General features: G+C 66.6%; 14 protein-coding genes and 1 pseudogene. 8 read left to right on the plus strand and 7 right to left on the minus strand.

The window, feature by feature from the left end:
* Nucleotides 1-2: 2 nt before the first annotated feature.
* The 4 genes from AC5P7R_RS04910 (at nt 3) to AC5P7R_RS04925 (ending at nt 3,499) form a co-directional block, all read left to right on the plus strand.
* A complete protein-coding gene (locus AC5P7R_RS04910; protein WP_227853849.1) occupies nt 3-1,523 on the plus strand; it encodes a thioredoxin family protein in 1,521 nt (506 codons plus the stop codon).
* A gap of 439 nt (nt 1,524-1,962) precedes the next feature.
* Nucleotides 1,963-2,592, plus strand: a complete 630-nt coding sequence (locus AC5P7R_RS04915) for a superoxide dismutase (protein ID WP_111102411.1) — start codon at nt 1,963-1,965, stop codon at nt 2,590-2,592.
* On the plus strand, nt 2,589-3,167 hold the full coding sequence (locus AC5P7R_RS04920; RefSeq protein WP_021204258.1) for a flavin reductase family protein: 579 nt from the start codon (nt 2,589-2,591) through the stop codon (nt 3,165-3,167). The genes AC5P7R_RS04915 and AC5P7R_RS04920 overlap by 4 nt, the downstream gene beginning before the upstream one ends.
* Nucleotides 3,164-3,499, plus strand: a complete 336-nt coding sequence (locus AC5P7R_RS04925) for a tetratricopeptide repeat protein (RefSeq protein WP_021204259.1) — start codon at nt 3,164-3,166, stop codon at nt 3,497-3,499. The genes AC5P7R_RS04920 and AC5P7R_RS04925 overlap by 4 nt, the downstream gene beginning before the upstream one ends.
* A 5-nt stretch (nt 3,500-3,504) precedes the next feature.
* On the opposite strand, the gene AC5P7R_RS04930 is transcribed toward AC5P7R_RS04925, so the two are convergent.
* Nucleotides 3,505-4,653 carry a fatty acid desaturase family protein gene (locus tag AC5P7R_RS04930; protein ID WP_021204260.1) on the minus strand — a complete coding sequence of 383 codons (1,149 nt, stop codon included), beginning with the start codon at nt 4,651-4,653 and terminating at the stop codon, nt 3,505-3,507.
* An 11-nt stretch (nt 4,654-4,664) separates the two neighbouring features.
* Nucleotides 4,665-5,735: a ferredoxin reductase gene (locus AC5P7R_RS04935; RefSeq protein ID WP_227853824.1), complete on the minus strand. Its 1,071-nt coding sequence runs from the start codon at nt 5,733-5,735 to the stop codon at nt 4,665-4,667.
* A gap of 92 nt (nt 5,736-5,827) precedes the next feature.
* Between AC5P7R_RS04935 and fabR the strand changes: the two genes are divergently transcribed.
* From fabR to AC5P7R_RS04950, 3 genes and pseudogenes are all read left to right on the plus strand, one after another.
* A complete protein-coding gene (gene fabR / locus AC5P7R_RS04940; RefSeq protein WP_005409961.1) occupies nt 5,828-6,484 on the plus strand; it encodes an HTH-type transcriptional repressor FabR in 657 nt (218 codons plus the stop codon).
* A 230-nt stretch (nt 6,485-6,714) separates the two neighbouring features.
* Nucleotides 6,715-8,869, plus strand: a pseudogene (locus AC5P7R_RS04945) (TonB-dependent receptor plug domain-containing protein).
* Complete coding sequence (locus tag AC5P7R_RS04950) at nt 8,859-9,419, plus strand: thioredoxin-like domain-containing protein (RefSeq protein WP_111102415.1); 561 nt, start codon at nt 8,859-8,861, stop codon at nt 9,417-9,419. Before AC5P7R_RS04945 ends, AC5P7R_RS04950 begins: the two are co-directional and overlap by 11 nt.
* Before the next feature lie 63 nt (nt 9,420-9,482).
* Here the strand turns inward: AC5P7R_RS04950 and mntR are convergent, their stop codons facing one another.
* Nucleotides 9,483-9,959, minus strand: coding sequence for a manganese-binding transcriptional regulator MntR (gene mntR / locus AC5P7R_RS04955; protein ID WP_021204264.1), 477 nt, complete (start codon nt 9,957-9,959; stop codon nt 9,483-9,485).
* Nucleotides 9,960-10,076: 117 nt separating this feature from the next.
* Here mntR and AC5P7R_RS04960 point away from each other — a divergent pair, with 117 nt between their 5' ends.
* Nucleotides 10,077-11,408 (plus strand): Nramp family divalent metal transporter, encoded by a 1,332-nt coding sequence (locus AC5P7R_RS04960; RefSeq protein ID WP_478435870.1) that lies wholly within the window; start codon nt 10,077-10,079, stop codon nt 11,406-11,408.
* Nucleotides 11,409-11,526: 118 nt separating this feature from the next.
* Here the strand turns inward: AC5P7R_RS04960 and AC5P7R_RS04965 are convergent, their stop codons facing one another.
* The 4 genes from AC5P7R_RS04965 to AC5P7R_RS04980 form a co-directional block, all read right to left on the minus strand.
* Nucleotides 11,527-11,853 (minus strand): thioredoxin family protein, encoded by a 327-nt coding sequence (locus AC5P7R_RS04965; RefSeq protein WP_155029708.1) that lies wholly within the window; start codon nt 11,851-11,853, stop codon nt 11,527-11,529.
* On the minus strand, nt 11,825-12,292 hold the full coding sequence (locus tag AC5P7R_RS04970; RefSeq protein ID WP_478434091.1) for a flavodoxin: 468 nt from the start codon (nt 12,290-12,292) through the stop codon (nt 11,825-11,827). The genes AC5P7R_RS04965 and AC5P7R_RS04970 overlap by 29 nt, the downstream gene beginning before the upstream one ends.
* Before the next feature lie 25 nt (nt 12,293-12,317).
* Complete coding sequence (locus AC5P7R_RS04975) at nt 12,318-13,358, minus strand: ribonucleotide-diphosphate reductase subunit beta (RefSeq protein WP_061479853.1); 1,041 nt, start codon at nt 13,356-13,358, stop codon at nt 12,318-12,320.
* A 99-nt stretch (nt 13,359-13,457) separates the two neighbouring features.
* Nucleotides 13,458-15,821 carry a ribonucleoside-diphosphate reductase subunit alpha gene (locus AC5P7R_RS04980; RefSeq protein WP_478435871.1) on the minus strand — a complete coding sequence of 788 codons (2,364 nt, stop codon included), beginning with the start codon at nt 15,819-15,821 and terminating at the stop codon, nt 13,458-13,460.
* Between the last annotated feature and the right edge of the window lie 407 nt (nt 15,822-16,228).

The following is a 16,228-nucleotide window of genomic DNA, read 5'->3' on the forward strand; positions in this document are numbered from 1 at the left end:
AGATGCCGCCGATGCGCGTCGCGCTTTCCGTGTTGCTGCTGGCTTCGGCGCTGAGCGCCTGCACCCCGGCCCCGGTTTCCATCGCCAACTCCGCCGAGGTGCCCGCGCCGGCCAAGGCAATCGCTTGGCGCCAAGACGATGTGGACGATGCCTTCGCCGAGGCCACCGACAGCGGCAAGCCGGTGCTGCTGTACTGGGGCGCGGTCTGGTGCCCGCCGTGCAACCAGCTCAAGGCCGGCCTGTTCAAGGACCCGGCCTTCATCGCGCTGACCAGCAAATTCGTTCCCGTCTACCTGGATGGCGACGAGGAAGGTGCGCAAGCCTGGGGTGAGCGCTTCGGCGTACGCGGCTATCCGACCCTGATCGTGCTGGACCCAAAGCGCAACGAAATCACCCGCGTGGCCGGCGGCAATGATGCCACCGAACTGACCCGGGCACTGACCGTCGCCGCAGGCCGCCGCAGTGCTGTTGCCGCCACCTTGGCCACCGCGTTGGCAACGCCGGACCGACTGGCCGCAGAAGACTGGCAGGTGCTGGGCGACTACGGCTGGGAAGTGGACGCCAACCGCCTGGCCGGCGAGCGCAGCAGCGAGGATGTGCTGCGCCAGTTGTCCAAGGCCGCACCCGACGCTGCCCTGCAGCGCCGCTTCGCCCTGCTGGCCTTGGCAACGGCCGAAAAGCCCGATGCCTCGCCCACCGAAGTACGCGAGCTGCTGCAGGCCGTGCTGGCGCAGCCCGCCGAAGTCCGCCGCAACCGTGAGTTGCTGGGCTATGCAGGCGTGCAGCTGGTCAAGCAGGCCAGTGCCGGGCCGGCCACCAGCAACACGCTGGGACAGCAGCTGCTGGTGGCATTGGAGCGGGCAGACGCCGAGCGCGGCGACCGCGCCGACGACGCATTGTCGCGTGCGTTGACCGAAGTGTCGCTGGCCCGCCAGCAGCAGCCGAAGGGCGCATTGCCCGCGGCCCTGGTTGATCGGGTCAAGCAGCGCGTGGCTGCTGCCGACGCTGCCGCCACCGATGCGCATGCGCGCCAGGCCACGATCAGCAGCGCGGTCTACGCACTACGCCAGGTCGGCGACGACGCAGGCGCCGAGTCGCTGTTGCTGGCGGAACTGAAGCGCAGCGAACAGCCGTACTACTACATGCCCGAGCTGGCCGAACTGGCCGAGCAGCGCGGCGACACCGCCGGTGCGCTGGAGTGGTTGAAGCGTGCCTACGACGGTGCGCAGGGCCCGGCCACCCGCGTGCAGTGGGGCGTGCTGTATGTGGAAGGCCTGCTGAAGCTGGCACCGGACGATGCACCACGCATCGAGCAGGCGACCGCCTCGCTGATCGCCGAGCTGGAGGCACAGCCGTCGGGCTACCACCAGCGCACCCGCCAACGCTTCGAGCGCTTGGCCGGGCAGTTGAAGGCGTGGAGCGGCAAGCACCAGGGCGCGGAGACGCTGGCGCGGTTGCAGCAGCGGATGCAGCAGGCGTGCGGGGAGCAGGTGGATGGCGCCTGCAAGGATTGGTTGAGTTGAGTTGATGAAAACGCCGGCGGCTGGTTCGCCTGCCGGCGCCTTTGTTGATACCGGTTGTGGCGGGGGAAGGGGCTGGCCGGGACACGCCGTAATCCCATCCTTGGGGGCTCGATGGCGCCATCCATGGCGCCAACGGTCCCGGCCAGCCCCTCCCCCCCGCCACCGGACCGTTTCCTGCGAGCGCGGGCAGCACTTCAGCGCGCCGGTGAGGTTCGAAAAGCGGGTTCTGGTAGTGCCGGCCGCTGGCCGGCAACCCGACCTTGCCGGCATGCCGGCCAGCGGCCGGCACTACCATTTCGCTCGTGCTGTCCTGCAGGAAGAATCAAAGCGATGAACGCGCACGCACCTCAATCCCGCCCCTTGACCTCAACCAATGTTGAGGTGCGATAACAGTCTCCCCACGGCCAGCCCTCTGGCCTTCCCCACGGAGATTGCTTCGATGTCGTACTCGCTTCCCCCGCTCCCCTACGCCTACGACGCCCTTGAGCCGCATTTCGATGCGCGCACGATGGACATCCACCACAGCAAGCACCACCAGGCCTACGTCAACAACCTCAACGCCGCCATCGAGCAGGCCGGCATCGCCGAGCAGCCGGTCGAGGCGCTGATCGCCAACCTCGATGCCGTGCCCGAGGCGCAGCGCGGCGCCATCCGCAACAACGGCGGCGGCCACGCCAACCACAGCCTGTTCTGGACCGTGCTCAGCACCAACGGTGGTGCACCCGATGACGAACTGGCCGCCGCCATCGACCGTGACCTCGGCGGTTTCGATGCTTTCAAGGAGGCCTTCACCAAGGCGGCGCAGACCCGCTTCGGCAGCGGCTGGGCCTGGCTGACCAGCGATCGCGATGGCCGCCTGCAGGTGGAAAGCAGCGCCAACCAGGACAGCCCGCTGATGGGTGCAGCCGTGGGCCTGTCGGGCAACACCCCGATCCTCGCACTGGATGTCTGGGAACACGCCTACTACCTGCACTACCAGAACCGTCGCCCGGACTACATCGGTGCGTTCTTCAACATCATCAACTGGGCCGAGGTCGGCCGGCGCTACCGCCAGGCCAGGGCCTCATGAGCGGCGAAACGCTGCCGTACGCCGGGCCGTGGGCGGGGGTTTTCCCCGCCCCGGCCCCGGTGCCGTCGGTCGAGATGCCGCCGCGGGCCCTGCGGCGGCTGCTCGGCCACTTTCCTACCGGCGTGGCCATCGTCTGCACCCGCGATGCGCAGGGCAAACCCATCGGCCTGACCATCAATTCGTTCGTGCCGGTGTCATTGCAGCCGCCACTGGTGCTGTGGAACCTGGCGTTGCATGCGCAGAGCCTGTCCACCTTCCAGCGCGCCACCCGCTTTGCGATCAGCGTGCTGGCGGCCGACCAGGAAGCGCTGGCCCGGCGCTTTGCCGATCCGCAGGTCCGCAACCGCTTCGACGGCCTGGCATTGCTGGATGATGACGAGGATGCCCCACCACGCATCGCCGGTGCGGTCGCCCACCTCACCTGTACCCGCCACGCACAGTGGCCGGTGGGTGATCATCTGCTGCTGGCTGGCCGCATCATCGAAGTGCACGAGAACGGCGGCGCGCCGCTGCTGTTCCATCGTGGCCGCTTCCAGCCCGGCCCCACCGAACTGCTGGTGGAGGTGCGCGGATGAACATCGAAGCCCTGGAATGCATGCTTGCCAACGGCAAGGACGGCGCGCTGCTGCGCTTCGGCCTGGGCAAGGGTTGGCTGGATGCGGGCAACCCGGTGCGCGCGGCCACCCATCTGGGCCGGTGCGTGGTGCTTGATCCGCAGTATTCCGCGGCGTGGAAGCTGCTGGGCAAAGCCTGGCTGGCCAGTGGCCAGCCGCAGGCGGCGCGCGAAGCATGGCAACGCGGCTTGAGCGTGGCCGGCAGCAAGGGTGACCAGCAGGCACACAAGGAAATGCAGGTGTTCCTGCGCCGCCTGGACCGCGAACAGGCGGCCCTGGCGAAGGCGGGCTGAGTCGATCAGCCCGCGTTGGCCGATGCCGGTGCGGACATGATGTCCGGCATCGGCAGGCGGCGCGGCTTGCTCGGGAAAGCGTGGCGCAGGATGCGCCAGACCACCTGGCCGAACTGCTTCGGCAGCGAGCCGTTGTTGTAATGCTGGCCGTAGCGCCGGCAGATCTCCTTCACTTCCTTGGCGATGGCCGCATAGCGGTTGGCCGGCAGGTCCGGGTAGAAGTGGTGCTCGATCTGGTGGCTGAGGTTGCCCGACAGCACATTGATCAGGAAGCCGCCGCTGATGTTGGACGAACCGCGCAGCTGGCGCAGGTACCAGTGACCGCGCGATTCATTGCGCAGGCATTCCTTCGGGAAGGTTTCCGACTCGGCGGTGAAGTGGCCGCAGAAGATGATCACGTAGGTCCAGATGTTGCGCAGGCCGTTGGCCACCATGTTGCCCAGCATCACGGTGAGGAAGAACGGGCCGGCCAGCAGCGGGAAGAACACGTAGTCCTTCAGCACCTGGCGGGCCATTTTCCGCGCCACCGGGCGGGTCTGCATCCACATCGCACGGCCACTGATGCGGCCCTTCAGCCAACGGCCCAGGCGCAGGTCCTGCGCGGCCACGCCCCACTGGAACAGCAGCGCGAAGATCGGCGCGATGATCGGCTGCAGCAGGTAGAACGGCTTCCAGCGCTGTTCCGGGAAGATGCGCAGCAGGCCGTAGCCGATGTCATCGTCCATGCCACGCACGTTGGTATAGGTGTGGTGGCGGAAATTGTGGGTCTTGCGCCAGTTGTCGGCGGTGGCAACGATATCCCACTCGTAGGTGTTGCCATTGAGCTTGGGGTCGCCGGTCCAGTCGAACTGGCCGTGCATGACGTTGTGGCCCAGCTCCATGTTCTCCAGGATCTTCGACAACGCCAGCAGCAGCGTGCCAGTGATCGCGGCCGGCCACAGCAGCGGCATCCAGAACAGCGGCGAGAATGCTGCCAGGAACAGCAGGCCACGGCCACCCACGCCGAACCATCGCACGGCGGCAGCCACACGGCGGATGTAGCGGGTATCGGAGGCGCCGAGGCTGCCGATCACACGGTCGCGGATCGCATCGAGTTCCTCACCGAAGGCATGCATCTCGGCGGTGCTCAGGGCACGGTCGGTAGCGCGGGTCATGGCAGGCGTCCTCAGAGATCCAGAGTCAGGTCGGTGGTCGGTGCGCTCACGCAGATCCGCACCGGCTGTGCCGATTCGGACTGCAGGTCGCCGGTGCGAAGGTGGCGGGTGGCGCCACTGACGCGATCACAGGTGCAGGTGTTGCAGATGCCCATGCGGCAACCGTGCTTGGGCTTGATGCCATGCGCTTCCAGGCTTTCCAGCAGCGAGCGGCCTCGCGGCACGCTCAGCTGGCGGCCACTGCGCGCAAGCGTCAGCGACACCTCGCCTTCGCTGCTGGCATCGCGCAGTGGCGCCGGCGAGGTGAAGGCTTCGGCCTGGAAGCCAGCCACCTGGTGCGCCAGGCGTTCACGCGCAGCGGCAACGAAGCCATCCGGACCGCAGGCCAACACATGTCGCTGCGCCAGCGGCGTGTCATCGCCGGCCACCTGCAGATCATGGGTATCGATGCGCGCGGCCGGCGCCTCACCCTCGCGGGTGGTCAGCAGATGCACGCGCAGGTTCGGATGTGCCGCGGCCAGCGCCTGCAGTTCATCACGGAACTGCAGATGGGCGGCGGTGCGCTCCCAATAGAACAGGTCCACCGGTGCTGCCAGCGGGCGCTGGCAGGCGTCGCGCAACAGGCTGCGCATCGGCGTGATGCCACTGCCGGCAGCCAGCAGCAGCACCGGCGCCGCGGCCGGCATATGGAACTCGCCGAAGGCGGCATCGAGGCGGAACAGTTCGCCCGGCTGTGCATGGTTTACCAGATGCTGGCTGACCCGGCCGCCATTGATCGCCTTGACGGTGATCGCCAGCTCGCGCCGACCCAGTGCGGTAGGGCTGTAGCTGCGCTGCCACAGGCGCCCCTCAATCTCGACGCCCAGGGTAACGTGCTGGCCGGCGCGCATGCCGGCCCAGTGCCGGTTGGGGCGCAGGACCAGGGTCGCCGCGCCCTCGCCGGCCGGCTCGCGCCGGACCAGTCGGGCCACCGGCTCGCGCAGGGTCCACAGGGGATTGAGCTGGCCCGCCCAGAAATCGAACAGCGACGGCGAGACCCAGCGGTACGGAGAGAACAGGGACGGACGGACGACAGCGCTCATGGGCGCACTATACGGGCGCACATACACCTGTGTATACATGTGTATATTGAACCGGATTGGGTATGATTCAGCCTCGCCCCACCGGAACCCCCATGGCCGCCGCCACCGCCTTGTCGACGCCTGAAGATGCCAACAGCCCGGCCCGCCGTACGGTGAGCCGCGAGGATCTGCTGGCCGCCGCCCTGAAGCTGATCGGGCCACACCGCAGCCTGTCCACGCTCAGCCTGCGCGAAGTGGCACGTGAGGCCGGCATTGCGCCGAACAGCTTCTACCGGCAGTTCCGCGACATGGACGAACTGGCCGTGGCGCTGATCGACGCCGCCGGCCGCTCGCTGCGCACCATCATCGGCGAGGCCCGCCAGCGCGCCACGTCTACCGCCACCAGCGTGGTGCGCGTTTCCGTGGAGACCTTCATGGAACAGCTGCGCGCCGACGACAAGCTGCTGCACGTGCTGCTGCGCGAAGGCGCGGTCGGCTCGGACGACTTCAAGCATGCGGTCGAACGCGAACTGCACTATTTCGAAGAAGAGCTGCAGCACGACCTGGTGCGTCTGGCTGCACTGGACGGCGCCGTGCTGCATGCCCCGGAACTGGTGGCCAAGGCCATCACCCGGCTGGTGTTCGCGATGGGCGCCACCGCCATGGACCTGCCGCCGGAGAAGGATCCGGAACTGGTCGAACAGATCTCCACGATGATCCGCATGATCATCGTCGGCGCCCGGACCCCCGCCGCATTCCGCCGCGGCTGACGATCCGACCGCGCCTACACGGCAACTCCATCCTATGGACATGACCACCGGCAGGGGCGTGGTCGCATTATGTAATGTTATAACAATCGCATGATCTGGCTCGACTGGTGCCCCACGCGCAATGGCCTCGGCCTCGTTATATAGCCATTGCTATATTAATAAGCCTCTGCTTTCATATGCGTCAGCCAGGTCGCCCTCGCCGCCTTTCTTCTCCCAAGGACGACGCCCTCATGCCCGTTGCCACGCCCCTCTTCCATCGGCTGCCCCTGGCCGCCGCCATTGCCCTGACCCTGCCGCTGCCTGCACTGGCCGCCACCTCGAAGCCGACCGAGCTGGACCGCGTGCAGGTCAAGGTCAGCACCGCCACCCGCAGCGAACGCCTGCTATCCGATGTCCCGATCCGCACCGAAGTGCTGCGCAAGGAAGACATCGCGCTGCGCGCGGCCACCGACTTCTCGCGCGCCGCCGAGCTGATCAACGGCCTGCGCGTGGAAAGCAACTGCCAGAACTGCAACACCAGCGAAGTACAGCTGCTGGGCCTGCCCGGTGCCTACAACCAGCTGTTGTTCGATGGCATCCCGCTGTTGTCCACGCTGGGCAGCGTGTACGGCCTGGAACAGATCCCGGCCGGGTTCGTCGACCGCATCGAAGTGGTCAAGGGCGGCGGCTCGGCGCTGTACGGCCCGGGTGCGGTGGCCGGTGTGATCAACCTGATTCCGCCGCTGCCGGCGCGCAGCGGCGGCCATGTGCAGGCCGGCGTGGATGTCCTGAAGGGCTCACCGCAGAAGAATGCCGACGTGCGCCTGGACCTGGTGGCGAAAGACGCCGGGCTTTCAGTGATTGCCCAGCGCAACTGGAACAGCGGCATCGACTACAACGGTGACGGCTACACCGAGATCACCCGCAAGAACCTCAAGGTCGGCGGGCTGCAGGCCTGGTACGCGCCCACGCCGGGAACGCGGCTGCGCCTGGACCTGCAGGTGACCGATGAAACCCGCCGCGGCGGCAATCGCCTGGACCAGCCCGAATACCTGGCCAACATCGCCGAATCGCTGGATACGAAATACCGGCGCGGCAGCGTGTCGTGGGACCAGGAAGTCAATGCCGACGTCGATTTCCGCCTGGCCTACGCCTTCGCCGACATTGACCGCGGCAGCTTCTATGGCGGTCTGGGCGACGTCGTTACCGATCCGTCCGCGCCCGGCCATGACCCGTCGCAGCTGGATCCCAACGTGGCCGGCAGCGCGGCCTCGCGTTCGTGGCGCCAGTACGGCCGCACCCACAACCCGCTGCACTACATCGACAGCCAGTTGAACTGGCGGTTGGGTGCGCACGCGCTGGCCTTCGGCGTGCAGTACAAGCACGAGGCGCTGCGCGACGACAACCGCACCGGTGACGGGCAGCGTCTTGCGGTACTGGAGGATGCGACCTTCCACAACCTGGGCACCTTCATCCAGGACGAATGGAGCCTGCGTGACAACGTCGACCTGGTACTGGGCGCACGCGTGGACAAGAGCTCGGAACTGGACAGCGCGGTGTTCTCGCCGCGCATCGCCCTGGCCTGGCAGGCCACGCCCAACCTGAAATGGCGCGCCGGCATCGCCACCGGCTTCCGTGCACCGGAGATCTTCGTCGAGGACGTGCACGTCGATACGCTGGGTGGCGAGCAGGTGCGCGTGCGCAACACCGATGGCCTGAAGGAAGAGCGCGCGTTGACCACCCTGTTCGGCTTCGACTGGCGCTCGGACCCGGCCAATTCCAGTGTGGAGCTGGGATGCTACCGCCTCCTATGCACGCATCCGCGACACCTTCGCGCTGGGCGAGATCCAGCGCGGCGATGACGGACAACTGAGCCAGCTGCGCTACAACGCCTCCGGCTCCAACGTGCTGGGGGCGGAAACCAACCTCGGCTGGCAGCCGTCGCCGCAGTGGCGCCTGACCGCCGGTGCCTCGTGGTACCGCTCGCGCTTCCGCGAACCGCAGCGCATCTTCGACGACACCGGCGACGGTGGCGACACCATCATCGAAAGCCGCGACTACCTGAAGACCCCGCGCTGGACCGGCCTGGCGCAGCTCAGCTGGATGCCCGCCGAGCCGTGGGAAACCTTCGTCGCGCTGCGCCATACCGGACCGATGTCGGTGCTGAACAACCGGTTGGGCGAGCTGCACCGTACGCGTTCCTTCCTGGTCACCGATCTTGGTGCTCGCTGGCACCGCCATCTGGGCGCGCAGGCGCAGCAGGAAGTGTCGGTGGCCGCGGGTGTCAAGAACGTGTTCGATCAGCGCCAGAAAGATCTGGAAGTGGGCGCGCTGCGTGACAGCGACTATGTCTACGGGCCGCGCTTCGCGCGTTCGTGGTACGTCAACCTGCGCTATGCGTTCTGAACTGCAGCGAGCGTTGTTGCTGGCCTGTGCCGTGCTGCTGGCCGCACCCGCGATGGCTGCGGACCTGCACGCGCAGGTATCGGCCTCGCTGATGCGGCCGGAACAGCGCTCCCTGCGACCGATGCAATGGACACAGCCGCCGAAACTGGTGGCGCTGTACTTCGGTGCCGACTGGTGTGCACCGTGCCATGCCTTCGTACCCTCCTTGCGCAGCGTGCGCGACGCGTTGCGCGAGGCCGGCGCCGATACCGAAGTGGTGTACGTCAGCCTGGATGAAAGCGAGAGCGCGCTACGCCGCTACATGCACGCGCAGGATATGCCGTGGCCGGTACTGGACCCACGCCGCGCTGCGCGCATGCCGGCACTGCAGGCATTGGCCGGATTGGCACCACCGAACCTGGTACTGATCGATGCCGACGGCACGGTGCTGGCCAATGGCTGGCAAGGCCGGCGTTACCAAGGCCTGCAGCCGGTGTTGAAGGAATGGACGAAACGGGCGTGCGCGCAGGTACAGGCCCGCTGCCCCAACGGCGCCATCCAACCACGGTAGCGCCGGGCCATGCCCGGCGAAAGGCATGAACAAGGCGACGCGCCCGCCGGGCATGGCCCGGTGCTACCGATACGGCGCCTCGCCCTCGGCCTTGCGCACGAACGCCTCGAACAGCGCCAGCGTCTGCTCGCTCACATGGTGCTCGATACCCTCCGCATCACGCCGTGCCGTATCAGGGTCCACGCCCAGCGCCAGCAGGAAACGCTCCACGGTCTGGTGCCGCTGGCGGCTGGCATGGGCCAGCGCCTCGCCTTCCGGGGTCAGGAACACGCCGCGGTACGGTCGCTGCACCACCCAGCCATCGCGGGCCAGGCGCCGCAGCATCTTCGCCACGGTGGGCTGGGCCACGCCCAGGCGGGTGGCGATGTCGACCTGGCGGGCCTCGCCGCCGTCGGCCAGCAGGTCCGAGATCAGCTCGACATAGTCCTCCACCAGCTCCATCCGGTGCGCTTCGCGCACTTGCCGGAAGCTCTCGACCTGGCGCTCAGCCTCGATCAAGGGGGTGCTTTTCAGCGATGTCGAATCGTCGGTCTTGCCCACGCCTGCGCCTGTCCTTCCGGTCTACTCCGGGTTTGAAACTGAATTCTGGACCAGCAACGCGATAAAGACGATTGTTTCACATTGCTAATGACTATAGCAGGAGCTATATTCGGACCCATGAACACCCTGGCGCCCCACGACCCTTCGGCCTCCACCCCGGCCAGCCTGGGCGCGCTCAATGCCTCGGTGGCGGTACCCGACAAGGGGCACTGGTGGTTCCGCCTGCTGGCCTTCCTCGGCCCGGGCTACATGATCTCGGTCGGCTACATGGACCCAGGCAACTGGGCCACCGACCTCGCCGGCGGTTCGCGCTTCGGCTACCTGCTGCTGTCGGTCATCCTCATCTCCAACCTGATGGCGGTGATCCTGCAGGCGCTGTCGGCACGGCTGGGCATCGCCACCGGCATGGATCTGGCGCAGGCCTGCCGCGCGCGGTACCCGAAGCCGGTGAACCTGGCGCTGTGGGCGCTGTGCGAGGCAGCGATCATCGCCTGCGACCTGGCCGAGGTGATCGGCACCGCGATCGCATTGAAGCTGCTGTTCGACCTGCCGCTGCTGTGGGGCGCGGTGATCACCGCGCTGGATACGCTGCTGGTCCTGCTGCTGATGAACCGCGGCTTCCGTGCGCTGGAAGCCTTCGTGATCGCGCTGCTGATGGTGATCTTCGCCTGCTTCATGGTGCAGATCGCGCTGGCCGCACCGCCGGTGATGGACGTGCTGGGCGGATTCATTCCGCGCGCGCAGGTAGTGACTGATCCGCACGCGCTGTACATCGCCATCGGCATCATCGGCGCCACGGTTATGCCGCATAACCTGTACCTGCATTCTTCCATCGTGCAGACCCGCGCCTATCCGCGCACCGACGAGGGCCGTCGCAGCGCGCTGCGCTGGGCGGTGACCGACAGCACCCTCGCGCTGACGCTGGCACTGTTCATCAACGCCAGCATCCTGATCCTGGCGGCGGCGGTGTTCCATGCCAATGGCCGTTTCGATGTGGAAGACATCGAGCAGGCGCACCAGCTGCTGGCGCCGATGCTGGGCGTGGGGGCGGCGGCGACGTTGTTCGCGGTGGCCCTGCTGGCGTCGGGCCTGAATTCGACGGTGACCGCCACGCTGGCCGGCCAGATCGTGATGGAAGGTTTCCTGCACCTGCGCCTGCCGCCGTGGCTGCGGCGGCTGATCACGCGCGCACTGGCAATCATTCCGGTGGTGGTGGTGATCCTGCTGTTCGGCGACCAGGGCGCGGTGAAGCTGCTGGTGCTGAGCCAGGTGGTGCTGTCGATGCAGCTGCCGTTTGCGATCATCCCGCTGGTGCGGATCGTGACCGACAAAGTGACGATGGGGACGCTGGTGGCACCGCGCTGGCTGGGCGCGATCGCCTGGGTGATCGCGCTGGTGATCGTGGTGCTGAACGTGAAGCTGCTGGTGGATACCTTCAGCGGAGCCTGACGCCAAAGCACGGACCCTGCCCCGGTAGATCCACGCCACGCGTGGATGCCCTTGTAGAGTCGAGCCATGCTCGACTCATCGCTCACCGCGCGAACGGCAGCCGAGCATGGGCTCGGCTCTACAAATGCAGCGCGATCGCGGCCTCGATCTGCTGCGGCGACTGGAACCCGGCCAGGCGCGTGCGTTCGTTACCGTCACGGAACAGGGACAGCGTCGGCGTCTGCCGCAGTCCCAGCTCCCTGAAGAACGCCTCACCCAGCACCTCCAGCTGCACGCGCAGCAGGGTCGTGCCCTGCCCCGCCACGCTGTTGGCCACCCGGTGCAACGACATCTCCAGCATCCGGCACCCCGGGCACTGGTCCTTGTGGAAATCCACCAGCACCCGCGGGTGCTCGGCCAGCAGCTGCCGGAACTGCTCAGGCGTGGTGGCGTCGATGATCTGCATCGGTGTTGCTCCAGTAATGGGCCAGGACCGTATCGGTCCAGGCGTCGATGGCTGCGGCGTGACGCTCGCCATGCGGCATCTGCTCGATCTCGAGCGGCGGATAGTCGCTGCGGAAATAGCGGATCAGCCGGTGCACGGCGCCGCAGTAGTACTCCTGCCCCCACTGCGTTTCACCGGTGCCGAACACCGCCAGCTGCCGTGGCCGCTCGCCGCGCTCGGCGATGCCGGCCACCCATGCCTTCATCTCCGCCGGCGTGCGGCCGGCGTTGTCGGTCCAGCAGCCCAGCAGCACCAGGTCGGCCTCGTTGGCCGCCAATGAGGGGGCCTGACGCAGGTCGTCGGCCTCCTGCCAGTGCACCACATGGCCGGCAGCGCGGCAGCGTTCGGCAATCTGCCGGCCGAGTTCGCGGGTGTTGCCGCTCAAGGAGGCGACCACCATCAGGATGCGCAGCGCGGCGACAGGCTCAGAGATCGTCGAAGCCGTTGTCGACGTTGGTCTTCTTGTAACTTGCATTGCGCATCTCGAAGAAGTCGGTCTTGGTCTCGGTGAAGTTGTCGGCGTAGGCCTTGATCCACGGCATCACGTTGTCGGTGGTGTCGCTGTACAGGCGCTCGATGCCGAGCATGCCGGCCATCTTGTTGGCGCGGTACTTCACGTAGCGCACCATCTCGTCCACGTCGATGCCATCGATGCCATCCAGCACCTCCGACGACCACTGCGTCTCAAGCTCGATGGCATGTTCGAATGACTGGTGCACATAGGCGGTCAACTCATTGGTCTGCAGCTCGGGGTTTTCACCGATGATGGCGCGGATCAGCTCGCTGATGAACTTGGTATGGGCCAGCTCGTCGCGATTGATGAAGCTGATGATCTTGCCGGTGCCGTTCATGCGGTTCTGCCGCACCATGTTGTAGAAGTAGGCGAAACCGGAATAGAAGTTGATGCCTTCCAGGATCGAGGACTGGATCAGCGACTTGAGCAGGGTCTCGGCGGTCTTCTCGCGCATGAAGTCGTCATACGCGCCCATGATCGGGGCATTGCGCTTGATGATGGTCGGGTGGGTGCGAGCGATCTCGAAGATGCGGTTCTGGTTCGGCAGGTCGGTGATCGAGGCCAGCACGTAGCTGTAGCTCTCGTTGTGGATCACTTCCTGCTGGCCGATGATGGCTGCGTTGGCATGCGCGGCCGGGTCGGTGATGTACTCGGCCACGTTGTAGATGAAGCGCGTCTGCGGTGAATCCAGCGTGGCCAGCAGGCCGATGATTGAATCGTAGGCGTTCTTTTCGCGCCCTGACAGCTCGCCGTACTGGCGCGCATCCAGCTTCATGTCCACTTCGTCGGGAATCCAGAAGTTGGTCGACAGCTCCTTGTAGGCCCGATAGAACGACGGGTACGGGATATCGTTCCAGTTGAGGATGCCGCTGGTCTGGCCGTTGATGATGCCGGTGCTGCGGTTGGGGTGGCGTGGTTCGAGGATCTTGATGCGGTCGAGGGGAGTTGCCATGGTGTTACCTGCAGGGGGTAGCGCCGGGCCATGCCCGGCGGAATGTGCGACGGCCGCGCGATGCGCTCGCCGGGCGTGGCCCGGCGCTACCGTGGATGGTCAGCTGGCGCACCACTCGCATTCGCTGATGTCGATGTCGTTGGAGCGCACGTAGTAGGTGGTCTTCAGGCCTTCGCGCCAGGCGCTCAGGTGCAGCTCCAGCAGGGTGCTAGCGCGGATCGTGCTCGGCACATACAGGTTGAAGCTGATCGACTGGTCGACATGGCGCTGGCGGCGCGCGTTCTGGCGCACGCTGGCGAACTGGTCGACCTTGTACGCCCCCTTCTCGTAGTACGGCCAGGTTTCCAGCGACAGGCCCGGAGCCGCCACCGGCCGCCGGAAGTCCTTCTTTTCCTCGTAGTAGAACGCGCTGTAGATCGGGTCGATCGAGGCCGTGGATCCTGCAATCTGCGCGGTGCTCATGTTCGGCGCCACCGCCAGCAGCCAGCCGTTGCGCAGGCCGTGCGTGGCGACCTCGCGGGCCAGGCTGTCCCATGCGGCGCCAGTGTAGTCGCGGTCACGGAAGTAACGCCCGTTGTGCCAGTCGCTGCCAGCGAACATCGGGTAGCTGCCCTTCTCCTTCGCCAGCTGCGCGCTGGCCTGGATGGTCAGGAAGTTGATGCGTTCGTAGAGACGGTCGGCCAATTCTTCGGCATCCGGTGACTCCCACTGGATCGCCTGCTGCGCCAGCAGGTGGTGCCAACCGAACGTGCCCAGGCCGATGGCGCGGTACTTGCGGTTGGTGATGGTGGCCTGCGGCACCGGCAGCGCGTTGAGGTCAATCACGTTGTCGAGCATGCGCACCTGGATCGGGATCAGGCGCTCCAGCACGTCGGTGGCCAGCAGGTCATCCGGCGCACTGATTGCCCGGCCGAGGTTGATCGAGGACAGGTTGCAGACCACGAAGTCACCGGCGCGGCGCGTGGTGACGATCTGGTCGCCGCTGACGATCTCCTGGATCATCCGCGTCGGGCTCATGTTCTGCAGGATCTCGGTGCACAGGTTGCTGGAATAGATCATGCCCGCGTGCTTGTTCGGGTTCCGGCGGTTGACCTCGTCGCGGTAGAACAGGAACGGATTTCCGGTCTCCAGCTGGCTGAGCATGATCCGCTTGAACAGATCGATCGCCTTCACCGTGCGGCGGCTGATGCGCTCATCGGCCACCAACTCGGCATAGCGGTCGCGGAAGCTGCCCGCGCCGCGCGTCTCATCGTAGAAGTCCTGCAGGTACCAGCCCTTGGCCTGCTTCACCTCGTGCGGGTCGAACAGGTACCAGTCGGCGCGGCGCTCGACCGCTTCCATGAACAGGTCGGGCACGCACACCGAGGTGAACACATCGTGCGCGCGCAGGCGCTGGTCGCCGTTGTTCAGGCGCAGATCCAGGAAGGCCTCGATATCGCGGTGCCAGATGTCCAGGTACACCGCCACCGCGCCCTTGCGCTGGCCAAGCTGGTCGACCGACACCGCGGTGTTGTTGAGCTGCTTGATCCACGGCACCACGCCGCCGGAGGAATTGGCCACGCCCCGTATCGGCGCGCCGCTGCTGCGCACATAGCCCAGGTAGGCGCCGACGCCGCCACCGTGCTTGGACACGCGGGCGATATCGGTGTTGGAGTCATAGATGCCCTGCAGGCTGTCGTCCACCGTGTCGATGAAGCAGCTGGACAGCTGGCCGCCGACCTTGCCGGCGTTGGCCAGGGTCGGCGTGGCCACCGTCATGTACAGGTTGGACAGCGCCCAGTACGCCTCACCGACCAGCTGCATGCGCCGTTCGCGCGGCTTTTCCTCCTGCATCAGGTACAGCGCAATGGTCAGCCAGCGCTCCTGCGGCAGTTCGTAGACCTCGCGGCTGCGATCGCTGGCCAGGTAGCGCGTGGCCAGCAGGTACAGGCCGTTGTACGCGAACAGGCGGTCGCGTTCCGGGTCGATCATCTCGCCGGCCTGCTGCAGCTCTTCCTTGGAATAGCAGCGCAGGATGTCGTTGCTGTAGATGCCGCGGTCAGCCAGGCTCTCCTGCAGGCCCACATACGAACCGTACTTCAGGCCGACATCGTAGAAGCGGTTGCGGCTGGCGCGCTTGTACAGGCGACGCAGGTAGATGCGCGCGGCAAACTGTTCCCACTCGGGTGCAACCAGGTCCACCCGCGATTCGGCCTCACGGATCAGCAGATCGACCAGGTCGTCGGCGCTGATGCTCGGTTTGCGCTCGACCATCGCCTGCACCACGCGGCGATAGTCGCTCACGTCCAGCTGCGGGAACTCGGCATGCACGGCGTCGATGCTGCGCTGCAGGCGCTCGGCCTCGAACGGCAGGCGGCGGTTGCCGGCCTCCTTGGTGATCCAGGTCGGCACGCGCTCGCCACCGGCGCGCAAGGCGTCGCCGGCGCCGGCCAGATCGGCCACGCGGAAGGTACTGTCGGTCATGGTGGTGAAACTCCAGGCTCGCACGCGCGTTGGCGGTCGATGCCATGGCGGCCCTGAACGCGATACCGGCGCACGGGGCGAACGGGTGGATTGCCAGGGCACGGGAACGTAGGTCGTCGGCATCTGCCTGCGCCTGCGGCCGGTATCCGGGCCGTGGGGGCGACCTGCGTCCGCACGATGGCGGCCGCGTCGACACGGCAAGCCTTCAGGGGCGGGCCGCGGGACGTTTGCTGCATGTCCGGCGGCGGCGGCTGACCGGGAGTGACGGCCACAACATAGTGGGGACATCTCGAACCGTCAACACAAGATGCGGTAATCAGCACATGTCGCGACGATCAGTCGCAGGATGCCGTGTTGCAGCAGCGACGCCTTGTCGACATGCCCTGCGTCCCCAGTTCGGTACAACA

The sequence above is a fragment of the Stenotrophomonas sp. YJH_SMC_27 genome, from assembly GCF_059369815.1.